Origin of the sequence: Pseudomonas sp. PA-5-4B, from assembly GCF_021606215.1 — a bacterium.
GTDB classification, from domain to species: domain Bacteria; phylum Pseudomonadota; class Gammaproteobacteria; order Pseudomonadales; family Pseudomonadaceae; genus Aquipseudomonas; species Aquipseudomonas edaphica.
The window spans coordinates 1-18,529 of sequence record NZ_WKDB01000099.1 but is presented as its reverse complement, the minus strand read 5'-3'; the positions used below and the strand labels follow the sequence as shown (position 1 = coordinate 18,529).

The following is an 18,529-nucleotide window of genomic DNA, read 5'->3' as shown; positions in this document are numbered from 1 at the left end:
CCACCCTCCTTTTTGTTTTGGGGAAAAGTGCGGGGGAAAACCCCGGGCTTGGGGGGGGGGGGGCCTCGGCCCGGGGGGGGGGAGAAGCGCCAAAAAAGGTGGGGCTGCTGGGCAGCCCAGCGGGAGCAAGCTCCCTCGCCACAATTACCGGCTATGCCTTAACTGACTGGCATTAGCGCAAGCCCCCTCGCCACGGTGAGCTTGTTTGCCATCATCACAATCTGTGTCAGGCACTGGATGTTTCTTTATGATGTGGCCTTTCGCTTAATGCCCCAGGAACCTCCCATGCCCGCCCTCACCTTCCGCAACGCCCTACCCGCCGACGCCGCGCGTTGCTTTGAAATCGAAACCAGCGCCTACGAAGGCGATGAAGCGGCGACGCTGGAGAAGATCGCCACGCGTATTGCGCAGTACCCCGAGGGCTTTTTGATTTTGGAGGCGGATGGCGCGGTGGTGGGGTTTATCAATTGTGGCTGCGCCCATCAGGTGGTGATGTCGGATGAGGCGTTCAAGGAGTTGGTGGGGCATGCGGCCGAGGCGCCGAATGTGGTGATCATGTCGGTGGTGGTCGACCCGGCGCAGCAGGGTAAGGGTTATTCCAGGCTGTTGATGACTGAGTTTGTGCAGCGCATGCAGGCGATGGGCAAGCGGACGATTCATTTGATGTGCAAGGAGCAGCATGTACCGTTGTATACGCGCATGGGTTACGGCTATGTGCAGCCGTCGCCGTCGGAGCATGGCGGGATGGCGTGGCATGAGATGGTGATGGGCCTTTAGGCCGTTAACTTTCTGGTCGTGTTTATGTAACGGGATTTACGCCCGTCAGCCATCATTGAACGGGCAACTGTGTTGCAACAGGTAAGAAGCGCGCCTCTATTGCCTTTTCTGACAGCCAAGTTGAAACGTCATACGCGGTTTTGAGCCACGGCCTATAGACCGCACCCATCGTTACATGAGCGCAGTCACCAGCAGTTTTGAGCAGTTACATCTGCAAAAAATCACCTTATTGAATGCCTTGGCAGGGCTCTGTAGTTTTCGAAAGGAATCGCCGGATCAGGTTCTGGCGATACTTTCTCTTAAAGATCGCCGAGGTACGTCCATGTTTCCAATCACCCGTACACCCTACACTCCCCCTTCGCACATCCAACACATGCATGAAGCAGCTCACCGTGCTCCCCTGGATCGCGAGCCCCAGGCCTCGCATACAAGCATGTCCCCAAGGGGCAAGACGGAAAACCAGGCAGATTTCCCGCTGGTCAATTCGAATACCAAACTCTGGGCCAGCCTCGAACACCGAATTGATAACGACACCCCCTTGCGCAACAAGATGGATGACACCGCCGGTGACGATGCCGAAGTGTTCGATCCAGAGACGCAAACATGGCAGCCTACCCAAGCACTCGGCGGGGGGCTGCACGCCAATCTTGGCGACGCTTACCGCGAAGCCATCGATTTCGAAATCAAGGCCGACAACATGGGCGGTTGGCAGCGAGTGTGAGTCGCTGACGGTGTTAGGCTCCGTGGAGGATGTTCTAAGCGCTAGACGAACCCGGCCCACACCTTCGGCCGCTCGCAGGAGCTGTCTCTGCTGATGGAAGGCGCACAGGTGGTGGCGCAGAACAAAGGCTTTGATCAGGTGGGTGAACGGCTGATGCACATGGTGCGCCAGCGGCTTTGAGGAGCGAGAACGCATGAGCATGATTGAAATCAGCGACCAACCCAACCCCGACGCCGAGCGCCTGCTGGGCGATGGCCTTGCCGCGTTCAATGAGGCCGTCACCGGCGGCAATGATCGTCGGCCGTTGATGGTGTTGCTCAAAGACTCGGACACTCAGCAGCTGCTCGGTGGCATCACGGGTAAAACCACCCTGGGCATGGCCTTCCTCGACCTGTTCCACTTGCCCGACGCCCTGCGCGGTTCGGGCCTGGGCAGCCGGTTGCTGCAGGCCTTCGAAGACGAGGCGCGGCGCCGGGGCTGCCAGCATGCGGTGCTGTACACCCTGAGTTTTCAGGCACCGGGGTTTTACGAGAAACAGGGGTGGGTGCGGTTGGGTGAAATACCCTGCCAGCCCGAAGGCAGCAGCCGGGTGTTTTTGTCCAAGCAGCTTTGAAGCTGACGACTCCGGCGCTCTGTGCAATGATCGCAACTCGCCTCAAGGGATGGAGCCACCGCCATGTCGCTGAACACCCCGCCTCACCTCGCGCACGCGCCACGCTTCTGGCGTGACGAGCGCTTGCCGTTCATTGAGGCACGCACCATCGCCGACGGGCGCAAGGTCACTTACACCCGTCACGCCCACGAGCATTTTTCCATCGGCGCCATCACCCGCGGGCGCAGTTATTACCACTATGGCGCGCAGACCTTCGAGATCAGCGCCGGCACGGTGGTGTTGATGAACCCCGGTGATGTGCACGCGTGCAACCCGATCCACGACCAGCATTGGTCGTATCACATGATTTACCTCGACACACCGTGGCTGACGGACCTGCAATACCAGCTGGGTTTCAGTACCGAGCAGGGTTATCGGCCGTTCAATACGCCGCATACCCGCGACACGGTGTTGTATAACGGCCTGATCGAGCTGTACGGCATTCTGTTGGATGAGCAGGCCGAGTTGCTGCAGAAAGAGAGTGCGCTGGTGAGTTATTTCACCGAGGTGCAGCAGCGCCTGAACCCGTCTTTGACGCCGCTGCGTGAGGTCAACCACAAGCTGGAGCGCGCCGCCGAGTACATCCGTGCGCACTGCACCGAAGCGTTGAAGCTGGAGGATATTTGCCTGGCGGCCGAGCTGTCGCCGTCGTATTTGATTCGTGCGTTCAAGCAGTATTACGGGCTCACGCCCCATGCGTTTCTGGTCAACCGGCGCATTCAGTTTGCCCGCACGCAATTGCGCAATGGCGAGCTGATCGCCGATGTAGCCCTGGCCGCCGGGTTTGCCGACCAGGCGCATTTTCAGCGCACCTTCAAACTGCATTTCGCCGCTACGCCGGGCCAGTACCGCGACTTGCTCAAGCCATCAGCAAATAACCCACACTGGCCACCAGCAACGCGGCCATTGAGCGGTTGAACAGGCGCACGCCTTGGGGGTTGCTCAGGTAGCGCCGCAAAAACGTGCCGGCGTAGGCCCAGCACGCCACCGACAGGTAGCAGATCACCAGGTACAGCGCCGCAAACAGCCACACTTGGCGCGCATCGCCATCGGCCACGAACAAGCCCATGCCCGCCACACAGGCCAGCCAGGCTTTGGGGTTGAGCCATTGCATGATCGCGCCGTAGAGCATCGATGGCGCGGTGGCAGTGCCTTCGGCGTCGAGTCGGCCATCGTCGACCGCGAGTTTCCAGGCCATGTACAGCAAAAAGGCGACCCCGCCCCACTGGATCAACTGGGTGAGGATCGGCCAGCGCACCAGCACTTCATGCAGGCCCAGGCCGATCAGCACCAGCAGCAAGGTGAAGCCCACGGCGGCGCCGACTACGTGTTTCTGGCTGGCGGCAAAGCCAAAGCGCGCGCCGGAGCTGAGCGCCACCACATTGACCGGGCCGGGGGTGATGGAAGTGGCCAAAGCGAAGGCGGCCATGGAGATGATCAAGCTCATTGCAGTTCCTTTTGGTGATGCCGAGTGACGATGACTTCACGGTAAAGGGCTGAGCTGCGGTGGTATTGAAGAAAATGCCCCTGAGGTCTTGGAGGCTTTGCCTGAGAGCGTTTCAGGTCGCCATGTTCCCTTTGTGGCGAGCAGGCTTGCCCTGCGTTGGGTGGCGAAGCCGCCCCAATCCAGGCGGCGCGGTGAGTCAGGCAGAAAGAGCTGGGGCTGCTTCGCAGCCCAACGCAGGGCAAGCCTGCTCGCCACAACAAGCCTGTTTTCCATAACAAGCCTGTTTGCCACAACAGCCTGCTCGCCACAATGGCCCAGTCGTTATGCCGCTGGCATCTGGGTGATGATGTCTTCCAGGCCCAGCACCCGGCCGTCTTCGGACACGATCTCAACCTTGCGCAGCGGCTTGAGCAAGCGCGCATCCAGCAAGTGGGTGCTGCCATCGGCCGGCTGCGTGAAGGTTTCGCCCCATTGCGCCAGGGTTACCAGTACCGGCATCAGCGCGCGGCCTTTGTCGGTGAGTTGATATTCGCTGCGCGCGCCCACTTCACTGGTTTGCAACAGGCCTTGTTCGACCATGTCCTTGAGGCGCGTGGCGAGGATGTTTTTCGCTACGCCCAGGCGTTTTTGAAAGTCGCCAAAGCGCGTCACCCCGGCGTAGGCGTCGCGGATGATCAACAGCGTCCACCAATCCCCCACCACGTCGAGCGCGCGGGCGACCGGGCAGCAGTCGCCTTCCAGGCATTTGCGTTTCATCGTCGGGCCTCCGGGCATGCATAAATATTAGGTTGCATTATAGGACCAACAGGCTCAAGATAAAAACGGTTTCATTATTAAACCTAATTCGTTGCCTGGAGTGCATCATGGATATTCGTGGAAAAGTGGTGTTGGTTACCGGTGCCAATCGTGGCCTGGGCAAAGCGTTTGTCACCGCGCTGCTGGCAGCGGGTGCGGCCAAGGTGTATGCCGGTGCACGTGACCCGGCCAGTGTGGATATCCCCGGCAGCACGCCGATTGCCCTGGACATTACCGACCCGGCCAGCGTGCAGCGCGCCGCCGAGCAGTGCGGCGATGTGAGTGTGTTGATCAACAACGCGGGCTGGCTCAAGTACGGCTCGTTGCTGGCCGAAGACAGCATCGAAAACCTGCAACAGCACTTTGAGGTGAACACCTTCGGCACCTTGCGCCTGAGCCGCGCCTTTGCGCCGATCCTGGCCAAACAAGGTGGCGGTGCGTTGATCAATATCCTCTCGGTACTGAGCTGGCTGAGCCCGCCCGGCTCCGGCGGCTACAGCACCTCCAAGTCGGCGCAGTGGGGTCTTACCAATGGCCTGCGTGGTGAATTGCGCGAGCAGAACATCTTGGTGATCGGCGTACACCCGGCCTATATCGACACTGACATGGTGGCGGATGTGCAGGCGCCAAAAAGCACCCCGCAAGAAGTGGTGGCCATTACCCTCAAGGCATTAAGTGAGGACCGCGAAGAAGCGCTGATCACCGACATGACCCACGCGGTAAAAGCTTCGCTGTCCACCGACAGCCCGGTGTATTTGAGTCATTGAGCAACCAGCAGTGCGCGCCGAACCCGGTGCGCACCTTCCAACTGAAACAACTCAGTCTGAATGTGGGAGCGGGCTTGCTCGCGAATGCGTAGTGTCAGTCGATGCATAGGCGACTGACCCACCGTATTCGCGAGCAAGCCCGCTCCCACATTTAGATCGCGTTATATCCCGAAGATATGGCGTTACGGGCTCACAACCCGCGGTTACGCAGCCATTGCAAAAAGCCTTTCTTGACCGGCACCACCGGCGCGTCCTGGGTCAGGGCCTGCGCGGCGTGCAGGCGGAAATCCAGCAGCGCCTTCATCGCTTCGCTGATGTCGTGGCGCGCGTCCAGGCAGGGTTTGAGGTACTCATTCTCGATGCGGTACAGCGTGCAGAAGGTCTTGGCGGTGAAGTCCGCCAGCGCCGCTTGATCGGACAAAATCCCCGACTCGCCAATCACCTCGCCCGGCCCCATGCGCCCGGCTTCGAACTTGTGGCCATCCTTGATCAACATCACCGAGACCACGCCGGACTCGACGATAAACAAATGGTCGCTGACCTCCCCCGCCGGCAGGATCATCTCGCCGGCACGATAGGTGTGCAGGGTCATGTTCTGGCTGAAGGTGTCTTTTTCCTCTTGGCGCAACGTGGAGAAAATCGACGAACGCTCCAGCAATGCCCGTGCGTGGGACATCACCGGCGGCGCGCTGCTTTCGGTGGCCGACAGCAGGCCCACGCCCGCTGCTTGCAGGTGACGGAACGCCAGGTCGTAAAGCTGGTTACGCACTTCCCGCTTTTGGCCCATGGCCGGCACGAACCCGCTGATCTCGTATTCCACGCCGCCACTGGCCGAAGCCTTGAACGCCACGCTGGGCGCGGGTTTGGCCAGCAATGGTCGGCAACCTTGCATCGCACGCTCCAGCGCTTCGATCACGGTTTGCGGGCGCGCATGCGGGCTGACTTGCAGGCTGACCGCCAGGCCGAACATGTCCGCCGGGCGTGAGAAGTTGATGATCTTGGCCTTGGCCGCCAGGGAGTTGGGGATCACCGCCATGCTGCCCTGGGAGGTTTGCAGGCGCGTGGCGCGCCAGTCGATGTCGGTGACGCGCCCTTCGGTGCCGTCGATGGAGATCCAGTCATCCACCTGATACGGCTTGGTGGTGTTGAGCACGATCCCGGAAAACACGTCGCTCAAGGTGCTTTGCAGCGCCAGGCCGACGATGATCGCCACCGCGCCGGAGGTGGCGAGCACGCCCTTGACCGGCAGGTCGAGTACGTAGGCCATGGCGGCGATGATCGCGATCAGGAAGATCACTGCGCCCAGCAGGTCTTGCAACAAGCGCCCGCCGTGCCCGACGCGATTCATCATGACCGTGCCGAGCAATACCGTGAGGGTGCGCGCTGCGAACAGCCACCAGCCGATCTGCAACGCCGTGGCCGCCAGGTGCAAGGCGGTGTTGTCGCCATAGGGCGCAAGCTGCATGGGGTTCATGCCGTCGTTGAACAGCACGGCGCTGAACACCGCAAAGATCGCCAGGCGCGCCGCCAGTTTCCAGTTGGCGAGGTTGGCGGAAATAAGCCGCCACACAGCGATGTCGATAAAGATCAGCGCCACGGCGCACAGCATCGGGTGATCAGCGATAAATGAGGGCATCCAGGCGACTCCAGGGTGTATGGCGAGAAGATCGCATGAATTGAAGATAGCGGGTATAGCGCAGCACAAAATGTGGGAGCTGGCTTAATGTGAAAGCAGGCTTTTTGTGGGAGCTGGCTTGCCTGCGATGCGGACACCTCGGTATGACTGATGAATCGAGGTGATGCCATCGCAGGCAAGCCAGCTCCCACACTAACCCGCTCCACACAGAGGGTATGTGGCAACCCTTGGGTCTTGCGCTTACTTGGCGCCAGTCAGCGCGTTATAGCTGGTAAACAGGTTGCGATAGTCCGGGATATGGTTGGCAAACAAGGTACCCAAGCCTTCGATATCGTTGCGCCAGTCGCGGTGCAGCTCACAGGCCAGGCCGAACCAGGTCATCAGTTGCGCGCCGCTGGCCGACATGCGGTCCCAGGCCGAATCGCGGGTGATTTCGTTGAAGGTGCCGGACGCGTCCGTCACCACGAACACCTCAAACCCTTCAGCCAGAGCCGACAACGCAGGGAACGCCACGCAAACCTCGGTTACCACACCGGCGATGATCAGTTGTTTCTTGCCGGTGGCCTTGATCGCCTTGACGAAATCTTCGTTGTCCCAGGCATTGATCTGGCCAGGGCGCGCAATGTACGGCGCGTCCGGGAACAGTGCCTTCAGCTCCGGTACCAGTGGGCCGTTGGGGCCGGTTTCGAAGCTGGTGGTTAGGATGGTCGGCAGCTTGAAGTACTTGGCCAGGTCGGCCAGGGCCAGCACGTTGTTCTTGAACTTGTCCGGTTCGATATCTCGCACCAGAGACAGCAGGCCAGCCTGATGATCAACCAGCAGAACGGCGGCGTTGTCCTTGTCCAGACGCTTGTAGGGAGTAGTCATGAGTGCTTCCTCTTTTCCATGGGCGACAGCCATCCTTGGCCGGTAAACCGGCCTGGCTATCTGGGTTGGGTGTTGCGGGGGTGAATCAGTGATGCATCTGGCCGAATTGGCCGGACTGGAAGTCAGCAAAAGCCTGGTGGATCTCTTGCTCGGTGTTCATCACGAACGGGCCGTGGCCGACGATAGGCTCGTCGATGGGTTCGCCGCTGAGCAGCAGGAACATCGCATCGTTGTTCGACTCCAGGGCGAGTTGGTCGCCGTCGCGTTCGAACAACGCCAGTTGCCCTTCGCGCACCAGTTCCTGGCCATTGACCTGCACCGTGCCTTTGAGCACTACCAGCGCGGTGTTGCGCCCGGCGTGCAGGTCGAGGGTCACAGACTTACCGGCATTGAGGCGCACATCCCACACGTCGATCGGCGTGAAGGTGCGGGCCGGGCCTTGTTTACCGGCAAACTCACCGGCAATCAGGCGCAGGCTGCCGGCGTTGTCGGCCAGGGGTAACGACGGGATATCGCCGTCGAGGATGGTCTGGTAGCCGGCATCGGTCATTTTGTCCTTGGCCGGCAGGTTGACCCACAACTGCACCATTTCCAGCGCGCCGCCCTTTTGGGCAAACGCTGCGGAGTGGAACTCCTCATGCAGGATGCCTTTGGCCGCGGTCATCCATTGCACATCGCCTGGGCCGATGGTGCCGCCAGCGCCGGTGGAATCGCGGTGCTCGACTTCGCCCTTGTAGACGATGGTCACGGTTTCAAAGCCGCGATGCGGGTGCTGGCCGACGCCACGACGTGCTTGGGTCGGGGTGAAATCGGCCGGCCCGGCGTGGTCCAGCAACAGGAACGGGCTGATGTGTTTGCCCATGGTGTCGTAGGAAAACAGCGTACGAACCGGAAAGCCGTCGCCTACCCAATGGCTGCGTGGGCTGGTGTAGATACCGATGATATTTTTCATGGCGTTTCTCCAAAGGCGTGAAAGCAGTGCATGTACACAGCTTAAATCCGCTACCTTTACCGCGCTAGACGGCAAAAATAACCCTTAGCGTTCTATTTGGAGAACGATAGTGGAAGACCTCAACACCCTCTATTACTTCACCCAAGTGGTCGAGCACCGTGGTTTTGCCGCCGCGGGCCGCGCGCTGGACATGCCTAAATCGAAGCTCAGCCGGCGTATCAGCGAGCTCGAAGAGCGCCTGGGTGTGCGCCTGATCAACCGCACCAGCCGGCATTGTTCGCTCACCGAAATTGGCCAGGTCTATTACCAGCGCTGCCTGGCCATGCGGGTAGAGGCCGAAGCCGCCGCCGAAGTGATCGAGCGCAACCGTTCCGAGCCCCAGGGCATTGTGCGTTTGAGCTGCCCCACCGCCCTGCTCAACTCCTGGGTCGGGCCGATGCTGACCCGCTATATGCTCAAGTACCCGCTGGTGGAGTTGCACCTGGAGAGCACCAACCGGCGTGTGGATGTGATTCACGAAGGCTTCGACATCGCCCTGCGCATTCGCTTTCCGCCCTTGGAAGACACCGATCTGGTGATGAAGGTGCTTGGCAACAGCACGCAGTGCCTGGTGGGCAGCCCGGCGTTGGTGTCGCGCCTGTCCAACCCGCCGTTGCCGGGGGACTTGAATGGGTTGCCGAGCGTGTATTGGGGCTCGGCGCAGCGCGAATACCAGTGGGAGTTGTTTGGCGAGAACGGTGCCAGCGCGGTGATCCGGCATTTCCCACGGATGATCACCGATGACCTGTTGGCGTTGCGCCACGCGGTGTGTGCCGGGGTGGGTATTGCGCACCTGCCGAGTGTGGTGGTGCGCGAGGACATTGCTGCCGGGCGCCTGGTCAACTTGATCCCGGGTTGGTCGCCAAGGACCGGGATCGTGCACGCGATTTTCCCTTCGCGCCGTGGACTGTTGCCGTCGGTGCGCACGTTGATTGATTTTCTAGGCGAGGAATTCGCGCACAGCGACATGGCCTGACCGCTGATCGTTCCCACGCTCCGCGTGGGAATGCATCCAGTGACGCTCTGCGTCACGACTGCCAGAGCGGGACGCGGAGCGTCCGGGGCGGCATTCCCACGCAGAGCGTGGGAACGATCAAGCCGCGGCCAGCAGCGCTTGGCGCTGGCGCAGCAGGTGGAACGCCACAAACGCCGAAACCGCAAAGCTCGCCTGGATCATGATCATCGGCGTGGCACTGCCATCACGCAGATGGCTCAGCAACAGGCCACTGCACGTCGCGCCAAACATCTGCGAAAAGCCCATCAACCCCGCCGCCAACCCCGCACGATGGGCGTTGGGCATCACCCCGCCCGTGACAGAGCCCGGCAACACCAGGCCGCCGCCAAGGGTGACCAATGCCACCGGAATATCCAGGCCCAGCGCCGACAGGCCGAACAGCTCGTAAATCACCACCGCTAGAATCCCGCCGATGGCGACCAGCGTCACGCCTATCGACACAATGCGTTGCGGCCCCAGGCGCAGGATATTGCGCCGGGTGTAGGTAGAGCCAACGATCAGCATCGACACGATCAGGCCAAAATTAAGCCCGTACTCCAGGCTGCTGAACCCCAGCAGGTTGATAAACACCGCCGATGAACCCGCGATCACCGCGAACATCGCGCCGTAGGTACAGGCCAACGCCACCGCGTACGCCCGAAACTGGCGGCCCTTGAGCAGATCCAGGTATTGGCCGCCGAGGGTGCGCCAATGCCCGGCCTTGGGGTCCAGAAAGTGATTGCTCTCGCGAAAGAACAACAGCGCCAACACCAGCACCACACTGCCGATCACCAGCGCCAGCACGATCGGCGCCTGCCAGCCCAGCAGCTTGATCAGCAGGCCACCGATCATCGGCGCCACGACGATGGCGTAGAGCATGCCGATCATGGTCAACGCCAGCGCCGGCCCCGCTTCGGCCTTCCACACATCACGCACCACCGTGCGCGCCAGCACCAGCGCGGCGCAGGCGCCCAGGCCTTGCAGCACGCGGGCGGCAATGAACTGTTGAATGTCGCTGACCAGCAGCATCGACAGGGTTGCCAGCACATACAGCGCCAGGCCGCCAAGTAGCACGGGGCGACGGCCGATGCGGTCCGACAGCGGCCCGAACAGCAATTGCCCAAGGCCAAATGCAGCCACAAATGCCGACAACGCCATCAACGCCGAACCCGCTGGCGCCGCCAGTGCCTGCTCGATGGCGCCCAGGCCGGGGATGAGCAATTGGGTCGAGACTTCACCGAGTGCGGTGAGCGCCACCAGTAAAAACAACAGGCTTCGCGACGGGGCCGGGGCGTTCGACATAAGGAATATCCGGGGGCTGGATTAATTTATATTTCGACCATAATATGAGCAAAATATTATGTCCATAATTCTTTATCCATTGGCCACCCCTGGAGCCCGTCATGCACCCTCTTCCCCTGCGTCTTCTCACGCCCCTAGGCCTGTTGATTATCCTCAGCGGCTGCAACAGCAAGGCCGACACCGCCGCCGAAGTGCCGCTGCCGCGTCCCGTTCTGGCCGCCAAGGTAGAAGCCGCCGGCACCCAACAAAGCGCCTACACCGGCGTGGTCGCGGCGCGCACCGAAAGCGATTTGGGCTTCCGGGTCAGCGGCAAAGTCATCGAACGCAAGGTCGACCCCGGCCAGCATGTCGCCCGTGGTGACACCTTGCTGGTACTGGACATCGGCGACTTCGAACTGGCCCTGCGCTCGGCCAAAAACCGCGTCAACGCCGCCCAGGCCCAATTGCGCCAACGCCGTGATGACGAAAACCGTTACCAGCGCCTGGCCAGCACCGGCGCCGTGTCGCGGCAGATCTTCGACCAGTCGGCGACCAACCTGCGCGTGGCCGAAGCCGAACTGGCCGCGGCGCAATCGGATGCCAGCCAGATCGAAAACCGCCGCACTTACTCGGTGCTCAAGGCCGACGGCGACGGCATCATCACCGATGTGCGCGTGGATCGCGGCCAAGTGGTCGCCGAGGGCCAGATCGTGGCGCGCCTGGCCCACGACGGCGCCCGCGAAGCCATCGTCAACCTGCCGGAAAACCAGCGCGACCAAGCCGCGCAAAAAGCCCTGGCCTTCCCGTTCGGCGCACAGGACCAGGCCGTGACAGCCACCCTGCGCGAGCTGTCGGCCAGCGCCGACCCCACCACCCGCACCTACCGCGCACGCTACGTGCTGCATGGCGCCGTCGACCGTTTTGCCCTCGGCTCGACCATCACCGTACGCCTGCAAGGCAACGGCCAGACCCAGCAAACCCGCGTGCCCATCGGCGCGTTGCAGGATGCGGGGCAAGGCACCGGCGTGTGGGTGATTGGCGCGGACGACAAGGTCAGCTTCGCCCCCGTCAACGTGGCCAGCCTCGGCCAGGAAGACGCGCTGCTCGACAGTGGCGTAACGCCCGGCCAGATCGTCGTCGCTCTTGGCGCGCACTTGCTGCACAGCGGCGACACCGTGCGCCTGCTGCCGGCCCAGGCACTGGCCCTCAACCGTAAACAGGACCACTGAGCATGCGCGGCATCAACCTCTCCGAACTGGCGGTAAAGCACCGCGCCGTCACGCTGTTTCTGATCATTGCGATCCTCGCCGCCGGGATCTTCTCGTTCGGCAAGCTGGGGCGCGCTGAAGACCCGTCGTTTACCGTCAAGGTCATGACCATCACCGCCGCCTGGCCCGGCGCCACCGCCCAGGAGATGCAGGAGCAAGTCGCCGACCGCCTGGAAAAGCGCCTGCAGGAACTGGACTACTACGACCGCGTCGAGACCATCGCCCAGCCGGGTTTTGTGTCGATGCGCATGACCTACAAGGAATCCACGCGCCCCAGTGAGATCCAGGACCTGTTCTACCAGACCCGCAAAAAGCTCAGCGACGAAGCGGCGAAACTGCCCAAAGGCGTGATCGGGCCGTTCTTCAATGACGAATATTCCGATGTGTATTTCGCCCTGTATGCGCTGGAAGCCGAGCACCTGCCCCATCGCCAGCAAGTGCAGATGGCCGAAGACTTGCGCCAGGGCTTGCTCAACCTGCCGGGCGTGAAGAAGGTCAATATCCTCGGCGAGCAGGCGCAGCGGATATTTGTCGAGTTCTCTTATGAGCGCCTGGCCACGCTGGGCATCAAGCCGGACCAGATCTTCGCCGCCCTCGCCGCACAGAACGCCGTGGCGCCGTCGGGCTTTGTCGAAACCGCTGGCGCGCGTGCCTATATTCGCATCGACGGCGCCTTCGACAGCCTGGCGCTGATCGAAAACGTACCGCTGGAAGTCAACGGCCGCGTACTGCGCATTGCCGATGTGGCGACCGTGAGCCGTGGTTATGAAGACCCGCCCAGCTATCGCATCCGCCATCAGGGCGACCCGGCGCTGATGCTTGGCGTGATCATGGAGAAGCACTGGAACGGCCTGGAACTGGACAAAAGCCTCAAGGCCCAGGAAGCCAGAATCCAGGCGGACCTGCCGCTGGGCGTGAACTTCGCCAAGGTCTCCGACCAGGCGAAAAACATCAGCCTGGCGGTGAATGAGTTCATGCTCAAATTCTTCGTCGCCCTGGCCGTAGTGATGGTAATCAGCCTGTTGGCCCTGGGCTTTCGCGTCGGGCTGGTGGTGGCCGCCGCGGTGCCGCTGACCTTGTCGGTGGTGTTTGTGATCATGCTGCTCACCGGGCGTGAATTTGACCGCATTACCTTGGGCGCGCTGATTATTTCCCTGGGTTTGCTGGTGGACGATGCGATCATCGCCATCGAGATGATGGTGGTAAAACTCGAAGAAGGGTTTGACCGGATTCACGCCGCCACGTTTGCCTGGAGTTCCACCGCGGCGCCGATGCTCACCGGCACCTTGGTGACCATCATCGGCTTTCTGCCGGTGGGTTTTGCGCGTTCCGGCGCAGGCGAATATGCCGGCAATATCTTCTGGATCGTCGGCTTTGCGCTGATCTCGTCCTGGCTGGTGGCCGTGGTGTTCACGCCGTACCTGGGCGTGAAGTTGCTGCCGCAGATCAAACCGGTGCCGGGTGGCCATGACGCGATTTACGCCGGCCGGTATTACCAGAAACTGCGCAGCCTGGTCGAAGCCTGCGTGCGCCAACGCTGGCTGGTCACTGGCCTGGTGGTCGGTGCCTTTGTGCTGTGCGTGCTGGGCATGGGCGTGGTGAAGAAGCAGTTTTTCCCCAACTCCGACCGTTCCGAGCTGATCCTTGAGGTGTATATGCCGCCCGGCAGCGCCTTCAAAAGCACCGAAGCGGTGGCGGCACAGCTGGAAAAAGCCTTGCTGCAAGAACCGCAAACCAGCCTGGTCGACACCTATGTAGGCGGCGGCGCGCCACGCTTTTTCCTTTCGCTGAACCCCGAACTGCCCGACCCGGCCTTTGCCAAACTGATTGTGCAAACCCCGGACTCCCATGCCCGTGACGCATTGAAAGTGCGCATGCGTGAACGCATTGCCGCCGGTGAGTTCCCGGCCGCGCGGGTGCGCGTCACGCAATTGTTGTTCGGCCCGCCGGTGCCGTTCCCGGTGGTGTTTCGTGTGTCCGGGCCGAACCTGGATGTGCTGCGCGGGGTGTCCGAAGACGTGCGCCGCGTCGTGGCGGCCAACACGCTGACCAAGGACGCTTTCCTCGACTGGGGCGAACGCACCAGCGGTTATCGGCTGGTGCTGGACCAGGACCGCCTGCGCCTGCTGGGCTTCACGCCCAACGAGGTCAAATCCCAGCTCAACGCCTTGCTCAGCGGCAACCCGATCACCGAAGTGCGCGAAGGCAACCGCACCGTGTCGGTGGTCGCGCGTGCCCAGGGCAACCAGCGCGAGAACCTCGGTAACCTCAACAACATGACCCTCACCAACAGCGCCGGCACCTCGGTGCCGCTGGCCCAGGTCGGGCACTTCCAGGCGGTGATGGAAGAGCCGATCCTCAAGCGGCGCAACCGTGCAAGCACCGTGGAAGTGCGCGCCGACATCATCGACGGCGTGCAACCGCCCGACGTGGAAATGGCCGTGTACAAAGACCTGCAACCCTTGATCGCCAAGCTGCCCGCCGGTTACCAGATCGAGATCGGCGGCCCGGTGGAAGAAAGCGCCAAGGCCAACGTGGCGCTGGCGGCACTGTTCCCGATCATGATTTTGCTGACCCTCACGGTGATCATGTTCCAGGTGCGTTCGTTCGGCGTGATGTTCATGGTCTTCGCCACTGCGCCGCTCGGGTTGATTGGCGCGGTGCCGACCTTGCTGCTGTTCAACCAGCCGTTCGGCTTTAACGCGATTCTGGGCCTGATCGGCATCGGCGGCATTCTGATGCGCAACACGCTGATCTTTACCGACCAGATCCGCCAGAACCAGGACCATGGCATGGCGGTGCGCGAGGCGATTATCGAAGCCACCGTGCGCCGGGCGCGGCCGGTGATCCTGACCGCATTGGCGGCGGCGCTGGCGTTTATTCCGTTGACGCTGTCGGTGTTCTGGTCGTCCCTGGCCTACGTGCTGATTGGCGGGGTGCTGGTAGGCACCGTGTTGACGCTGTTGTTCCTGCCGGCGCTGTGCAGCCTGGTGCTTGGGCGGGAGCGCACGAAGGCCGTTGAAACTTCCCACGTAAACGCCGGATAAGCTCTACAGAGTTGTCCTGAAAATCTCTGCAAAGTCCTTCGCCTGATCACACAGTGCGAGGGATTGCAGATGGTTTTTCTGGTTAAGGCCTCGGTTGTCGGGGCTTGGTTTTGATCGCCGCCACCGGCCAGACTATTGGCCTGTTGGTGCTAGCCGCCATGGATTCGAAGACGCGGGACGTCGAGGCCGTGCTTGGCGATTTCCGGCGTTGCTTGAGTTCATACGACAGCTGGGCGCAGAGCTTCTTGAGCTTTTCGGCGCTGGACGTCGAGCAGGTGTTCAAGGTCGGCAACGAAGTGGCGCTGGTCGCGCCGATCGACCGCTCGATCATTCCCAGCACCACCGTCGCCACCTGCCAGGCCAGCGGCACGTTGACCCTGGTGCATATGTTCCAGAGCACGCGCTTTGTGCCCATCGGCAATACGCCGGTGGTGCTGCAACGCGTAGACCCCAATGGCGGCCCACTGGGCGAGCCGATCCGCAAAACTATTGGCCCCAGCGGCATTCTCGAAATCACCGAATGTGATCGCAACCAGCAGTACCGGGTCAACTTTTACCCCGACGTTTCGCCTGCGTATTTCAAGGCGTTGTATGCCTCCTATCAGTCGGTCATCGAACCGCTGGAAGGCTGGCTGCGCAGCGAGTGGAGCGGCACATTTGCGCCACTGTGGCAGGACTACTCCGAGGCCAATGTCCTCAAGCGTTATCTCATGCTGGACCAGGCTTACGCCAAAGGGTTTGGCCAGGCGCTGTACTCACTATGGGACAGCCTCAAGCAGCTATTTGAGTGGCTTGCACACCCGTTGGATAACGCTGAAAAGCTGCTGAGTTATCTGTCCCAGGCCGAGTTTGAACAGCTGCTGAATGCCAGCGCCGAGGCGCTTGAAAAAGGCCTGTTGGTGCTCAGCGATGAGCCGCTGCTGTTTATCTACCTGTCGGCCATGGTCAGTTGGATGCGGTTGTTGCCGCCTGCCTACATGAACGAGTTGCTGGGTGAGATCAGCGCCGACGTGCTGATTAACCTGGTGCTGGCCCTGGCCACGGGCGGCATGGGGATTGCGATACGCATGAGCGCCCAGGTGCTGGGCGGCATCAAGTCTCGGCGCGCGCGCCGGTGGTTGGAGCAACTGGCCGGGCAATTCGGTAAATCTCGCTTGGGTGAGCATGTCGAGGCGGCCAAGCCGATCTTGCTGGGCAGTGCCCCGACGCCGATCAAGACCGTGCCGGTTGCGCCGTTGAAGGCTGGGGACCAGTTGGTTGCCAACCCGGTGCCGGCGGTGCGCAGCAAGACGCAGCAGACCGCGTTGGTGCGCCAGGAACCTGTGGATGATGTGCCGGCTTCGGGCAAGAACCTCAATGGCGATGCGGCGGCTGCGGCCGACAGAACCGTTACCAACGGCTGCCCGGTGTCGATGGTCACCGGCGAGGAATTGCTGACCCTCACAGACGGCACGCTGGATGGGGTTTTGCCGTTTGAGTGGACGCGGCTGTATCGCACCAGTGCGGTGGAAGTCGATTGCGGGTTGGGGTTTGGCTGGAGCCATTCGCTGGCGCAACGGTTGGTGGTTTCGGGTGATTCGGTGGTGTGGACGGATCATGAGAATCGTCGTACCGAGTTTGTGCTGCCCACCGCAGCTCGACCGGCGATTACCAACAGCTTGGCTGAAGCGGCGATTTATTTGGGTGAGTTGCCCGATGAATTAGTGCTGGCTCAGGCGTCGCGTTTTTATCACTTCCACAATGGCGCGCTGGTTGCCATCAGCGATGCGTATGACAACCGGTTGCGGGTTTTCCGCGATCGTTTGGGGCGGGTTGAACGGCTGGATAATGGCGTAGGCCGCTCGCTGTTTCTGCGTTATGAATTGGGCCGCATTGTGGCGGTGGACTATCAGGTTCACCGCGCCAAGGGGCACGAACCGTTTGAATGGGTGACGGAGCAGAAGGTTGTTTCCTACGCCTATGACGACCTTGGCCGACTGGTTTCTGCGACCAATGCTGTGGGTGAAAGCGAGGTTTATCGGTACGACGAGCAGCACGTCATTCTTGAGCGTGGGTTGGCCGGTGGGGCGAGCTTCTTTTGGGAGTGGGAACGGGCTGGCAAGGCCGCTCGGTGTGTTCGGCATTGGGCCAGCTTTTCGCAGATGGATACGCGGTATGCCTGGGGCGATGACGGCCGTGTCACGGTGCATAACGCTGATGGCAGCCGGGAAGTGTATGTCCACGATGACCGTGCGCGGCTGGTGCAGCGCATTGATCCGGACGGTGCTGAGCACTTCAAGTCTTATGACGACAAGGGTCGGCTGACGGTCGAGCAGGACCCGCTTGGGGCGGTGACGGCGTATCAGTACGACGAAGCCGGACGCTTGGTAGCGATGTTTCCGGGGGATGACGAGCCGACGTCCTACGAGCATGACAACGGGTTTGTACGGGTCGTAAGGCGTGGTCTCGCCGTCTGGAAATATGAGCGCAATGATCAAGGCGACGTCACGCGTAAGACCGATCCTGACGGCAATATTACGGACTACAGCTACAACAAATATGGGCAACTGACGGGGGTTTGGTTTCCCGACAACAGTTGCCATCGGCTGGTTTGGAATGAGCGTGGGCAGTTGCTTGAGGAGCTGCTGCCTAATGGGGGTATCAAGCGTTATCGCTATGACGACCTTGGTCGGCAGGTTGCCCGCGAGGATGAACAGGGAGCGCTGACCCAGTATCAGTGGGACAGCGTGGGTCGGTTGATTCGTGTCGTATTGCCAGGCGGCGCAACGCGCGAATACAGCTACAACGCCTACGGAAAAATCACCGCCGAACACGACGAACTCGGCCACGTCACCCGTTACGAATACGCCGACGGCCTGCACCTGATCAGCCGCCGTATCAACGCCGATGGCAGCCACGTTAAGTATCGCTACGACAATGCGCGTTTGCTGCTGACCTCGATCGAAAACGAGGCAGGCGAAACCTACCAACTCGATTACCACCCCAACGGCCTGATCCAGCAGGAAATCGGCTTTGACGGCCAGCGCACGGCCTATGTGTATGACCTCAACGGCAACCTGGCGGAAAAAACCGAACACGGCGACGACGGCAGTCAGCTCGTTACACGCTATAAGCGAGACCACGCCGGGCGCCTCGTAAGAAAAACCCTGCCAGACGGCAATGTTGTCGACTATACCTACGACCGCCAAGGCAACCTCCTCAGCGTCGACGACGGCCACTGGGCGCTGGCCTACGAGTACGATCCACAAAACCGCCTCACCGCCGAACACCAGGGCTGGGGCACCTT

Annotated in this window: 15 protein-coding genes; 9 read left to right on the top strand and 6 right to left on the bottom strand. The window is 61.4% G+C overall.

Annotated elements, in window-relative coordinates; all coding sequences use genetic code 11:
- The first annotated feature begins 285 nt into the window (after positions 1 to 285).
- From GIW28_RS28705 to GIW28_RS28690, 4 genes are all read left to right on the top strand, one after another.
- Positions 286 to 777, top strand: coding sequence for a GNAT family N-acetyltransferase (locus tag GIW28_RS28705; RefSeq protein WP_138454202.1), 492 nt, complete (start codon positions 286 to 288; stop codon positions 775 to 777).
- A gap of 175 nt (positions 778 to 952) precedes the next feature.
- Complete coding sequence (locus GIW28_RS28700; RefSeq protein WP_236447705.1) at positions 953 to 1,498, top strand: hypothetical protein; 546 nt, start codon at positions 953 to 955, stop codon at positions 1,496 to 1,498.
- 193 nt (positions 1,499 to 1,691) lie between these two features.
- Positions 1,692 to 2,111: a GNAT family N-acetyltransferase gene (locus GIW28_RS28695; protein WP_177034989.1), complete on the top strand. Its 420-nt coding sequence runs from the start codon at positions 1,692 to 1,694 to the stop codon at positions 2,109 to 2,111.
- Positions 2,112 to 2,174: 63 nt separating this feature from the next.
- Positions 2,175 to 3,068: an AraC family ligand binding domain-containing protein gene (locus tag GIW28_RS28690; protein WP_017139682.1), complete on the top strand. Its 894-nt coding sequence runs from the start codon at positions 2,175 to 2,177 to the stop codon at positions 3,066 to 3,068.
- On the opposite strand, the gene GIW28_RS28685 is transcribed toward GIW28_RS28690, so the two are convergent.
- Together GIW28_RS28685 and GIW28_RS28680 are read right to left on the bottom strand one after the other, a co-directional pair.
- On the bottom strand, positions 3,010 to 3,597 hold the full coding sequence (locus GIW28_RS28685; protein WP_017139683.1) for a LysE family translocator: 588 nt from the start codon (positions 3,595 to 3,597) through the stop codon (positions 3,010 to 3,012). The genes GIW28_RS28690 and GIW28_RS28685 overlap by 59 nt on opposite strands.
- Positions 3,598 to 3,918: 321 nt before the next feature.
- The gene (locus GIW28_RS28680) at positions 3,919 to 4,353 is read right to left on the bottom strand and encodes a winged helix-turn-helix transcriptional regulator (protein WP_017139684.1); all 435 of its coding nucleotides are present in this window, start codon (positions 4,351 to 4,353) and stop codon (positions 3,919 to 3,921) included.
- 107 nt (positions 4,354 to 4,460) lie between these two features.
- Between GIW28_RS28680 and GIW28_RS28675 the strand changes: the two genes are divergently transcribed.
- Positions 4,461 to 5,159 (top strand): SDR family oxidoreductase, encoded by a 699-nt coding sequence (locus GIW28_RS28675; protein WP_236447704.1) that lies wholly within the window; start codon positions 4,461 to 4,463, stop codon positions 5,157 to 5,159.
- A gap of 190 nt (positions 5,160 to 5,349) precedes the next feature.
- On the opposite strand, the gene GIW28_RS28670 is transcribed toward GIW28_RS28675, so the two are convergent.
- From GIW28_RS28670 to GIW28_RS28660, 3 genes are all read right to left on the bottom strand, one after another.
- On the bottom strand, positions 5,350 to 6,795 hold the full coding sequence (locus tag GIW28_RS28670) for a mechanosensitive ion channel domain-containing protein (RefSeq protein ID WP_236447703.1): 1,446 nt from the start codon (positions 6,793 to 6,795) through the stop codon (positions 5,350 to 5,352).
- Between the two features lie 240 nt (positions 6,796 to 7,035).
- Positions 7,036 to 7,662: an isochorismate family cysteine hydrolase YcaC gene (gene ycaC / locus GIW28_RS28665; protein ID WP_170038544.1), complete on the bottom strand. Its 627-nt coding sequence runs from the start codon at positions 7,660 to 7,662 to the stop codon at positions 7,036 to 7,038.
- Between the two features lie 85 nt (positions 7,663 to 7,747).
- On the bottom strand, positions 7,748 to 8,614 hold the full coding sequence (locus GIW28_RS28660; protein ID WP_017139688.1) for a pirin family protein: 867 nt from the start codon (positions 8,612 to 8,614) through the stop codon (positions 7,748 to 7,750).
- 106 nt (positions 8,615 to 8,720) lie between these two features.
- On the opposite strand from GIW28_RS28660, the gene GIW28_RS28655 reads away from it, so the two are divergent.
- The gene (locus GIW28_RS28655; RefSeq protein ID WP_026013891.1) at positions 8,721 to 9,629 is read left to right on the top strand and encodes a LysR family transcriptional regulator; all 909 of its coding nucleotides are present in this window, start codon (positions 8,721 to 8,723) and stop codon (positions 9,627 to 9,629) included.
- A 117-nt stretch (positions 9,630 to 9,746) separates the two neighbouring features.
- On the opposite strand, the gene GIW28_RS28650 is transcribed toward GIW28_RS28655, so the two are convergent.
- Positions 9,747 to 10,949 (bottom strand): multidrug effflux MFS transporter, encoded by a 1,203-nt coding sequence (locus tag GIW28_RS28650; protein ID WP_236459126.1) that lies wholly within the window; start codon positions 10,947 to 10,949, stop codon positions 9,747 to 9,749.
- Positions 10,950 to 11,050: 101 nt separating this feature from the next.
- Here GIW28_RS28650 and GIW28_RS28645 point away from each other — a divergent pair, with 101 nt between their 5' ends.
- The 3 genes from GIW28_RS28645 to GIW28_RS28635 all read left to right on the top strand — a co-directional run.
- Positions 11,051 to 12,157, top strand: coding sequence for an efflux RND transporter periplasmic adaptor subunit (locus tag GIW28_RS28645; RefSeq protein WP_236459127.1), 1,107 nt, complete (start codon positions 11,051 to 11,053; stop codon positions 12,155 to 12,157).
- 2 nt (positions 12,158 to 12,159) lie between these two features.
- A complete protein-coding gene (locus tag GIW28_RS28640) occupies positions 12,160 to 15,243 on the top strand; it encodes an efflux RND transporter permease subunit (protein WP_236459128.1) in 3,084 nt (1,027 codons plus the stop codon).
- 158 nt (positions 15,244 to 15,401) lie between these two features.
- Positions 15,402 to 18,529: DUF6531 domain-containing protein (locus GIW28_RS28635; protein ID WP_236490461.1), on the top strand; the 3,128-nt coding region annotated here is incomplete at its 3' end.

Excerpts from the sequence above, each read along its gene's own strand:
- GIW28_RS28705 (WP_138454202.1), top strand. The coding sequence starts at position 286 with ATGCCCGCCCTCACCTTCCGCAACGCCCTACCCGCCGACGCCGCGCGT.
- GIW28_RS28700 (WP_236447705.1), top strand. The coding sequence starts at position 953 with ATGAGCGCAGTCACCAGCAGTTTTGAGCAGTTACATCTGCAAAAAATC.
- GIW28_RS28695 (WP_177034989.1), top strand. The coding sequence starts at position 1,692 with ATGAGCATGATTGAAATCAGCGACCAACCCAACCCCGACGCCGAGCGC.
- GIW28_RS28690 (WP_017139682.1), top strand. The coding sequence starts at position 2,175 with ATGTCGCTGAACACCCCGCCTCACCTCGCGCACGCGCCACGCTTCTGG.
- GIW28_RS28685 (WP_017139683.1), bottom strand. The coding sequence starts at position 3,597 with ATGAGCTTGATCATCTCCATGGCCGCCTTCGCTTTGGCCACTTCCATC.
- GIW28_RS28680 (WP_017139684.1), bottom strand. The coding sequence starts at position 4,353 with ATGAAACGCAAATGCCTGGAAGGCGACTGCTGCCCGGTCGCCCGCGCG.
- GIW28_RS28675 (WP_236447704.1), top strand. The coding sequence starts at position 4,461 with ATGGATATTCGTGGAAAAGTGGTGTTGGTTACCGGTGCCAATCGTGGC.
- GIW28_RS28670 (WP_236447703.1), bottom strand. The coding sequence starts at position 6,795 with ATGCCCTCATTTATCGCTGATCACCCGATGCTGTGCGCCGTGGCGCTG.
- ycaC (WP_170038544.1), bottom strand. The coding sequence starts at position 7,662 with ATGACTACTCCCTACAAGCGTCTGGACAAGGACAACGCCGCCGTTCTG.
- GIW28_RS28660 (WP_017139688.1), bottom strand. The coding sequence starts at position 8,614 with ATGAAAAATATCATCGGTATCTACACCAGCCCACGCAGCCATTGGGTA.
- GIW28_RS28650 (WP_236459126.1), bottom strand. The coding sequence starts at position 10,949 with ATGTCGAACGCCCCGGCCCCGTCGCGAAGCCTGTTGTTTTTACTGGTG.
- GIW28_RS28645 (WP_236459127.1), top strand. The coding sequence starts at position 11,051 with ATGCACCCTCTTCCCCTGCGTCTTCTCACGCCCCTAGGCCTGTTGATT.
- GIW28_RS28640 (WP_236459128.1), top strand. The coding sequence starts at position 12,160 with ATGCGCGGCATCAACCTCTCCGAACTGGCGGTAAAGCACCGCGCCGTC.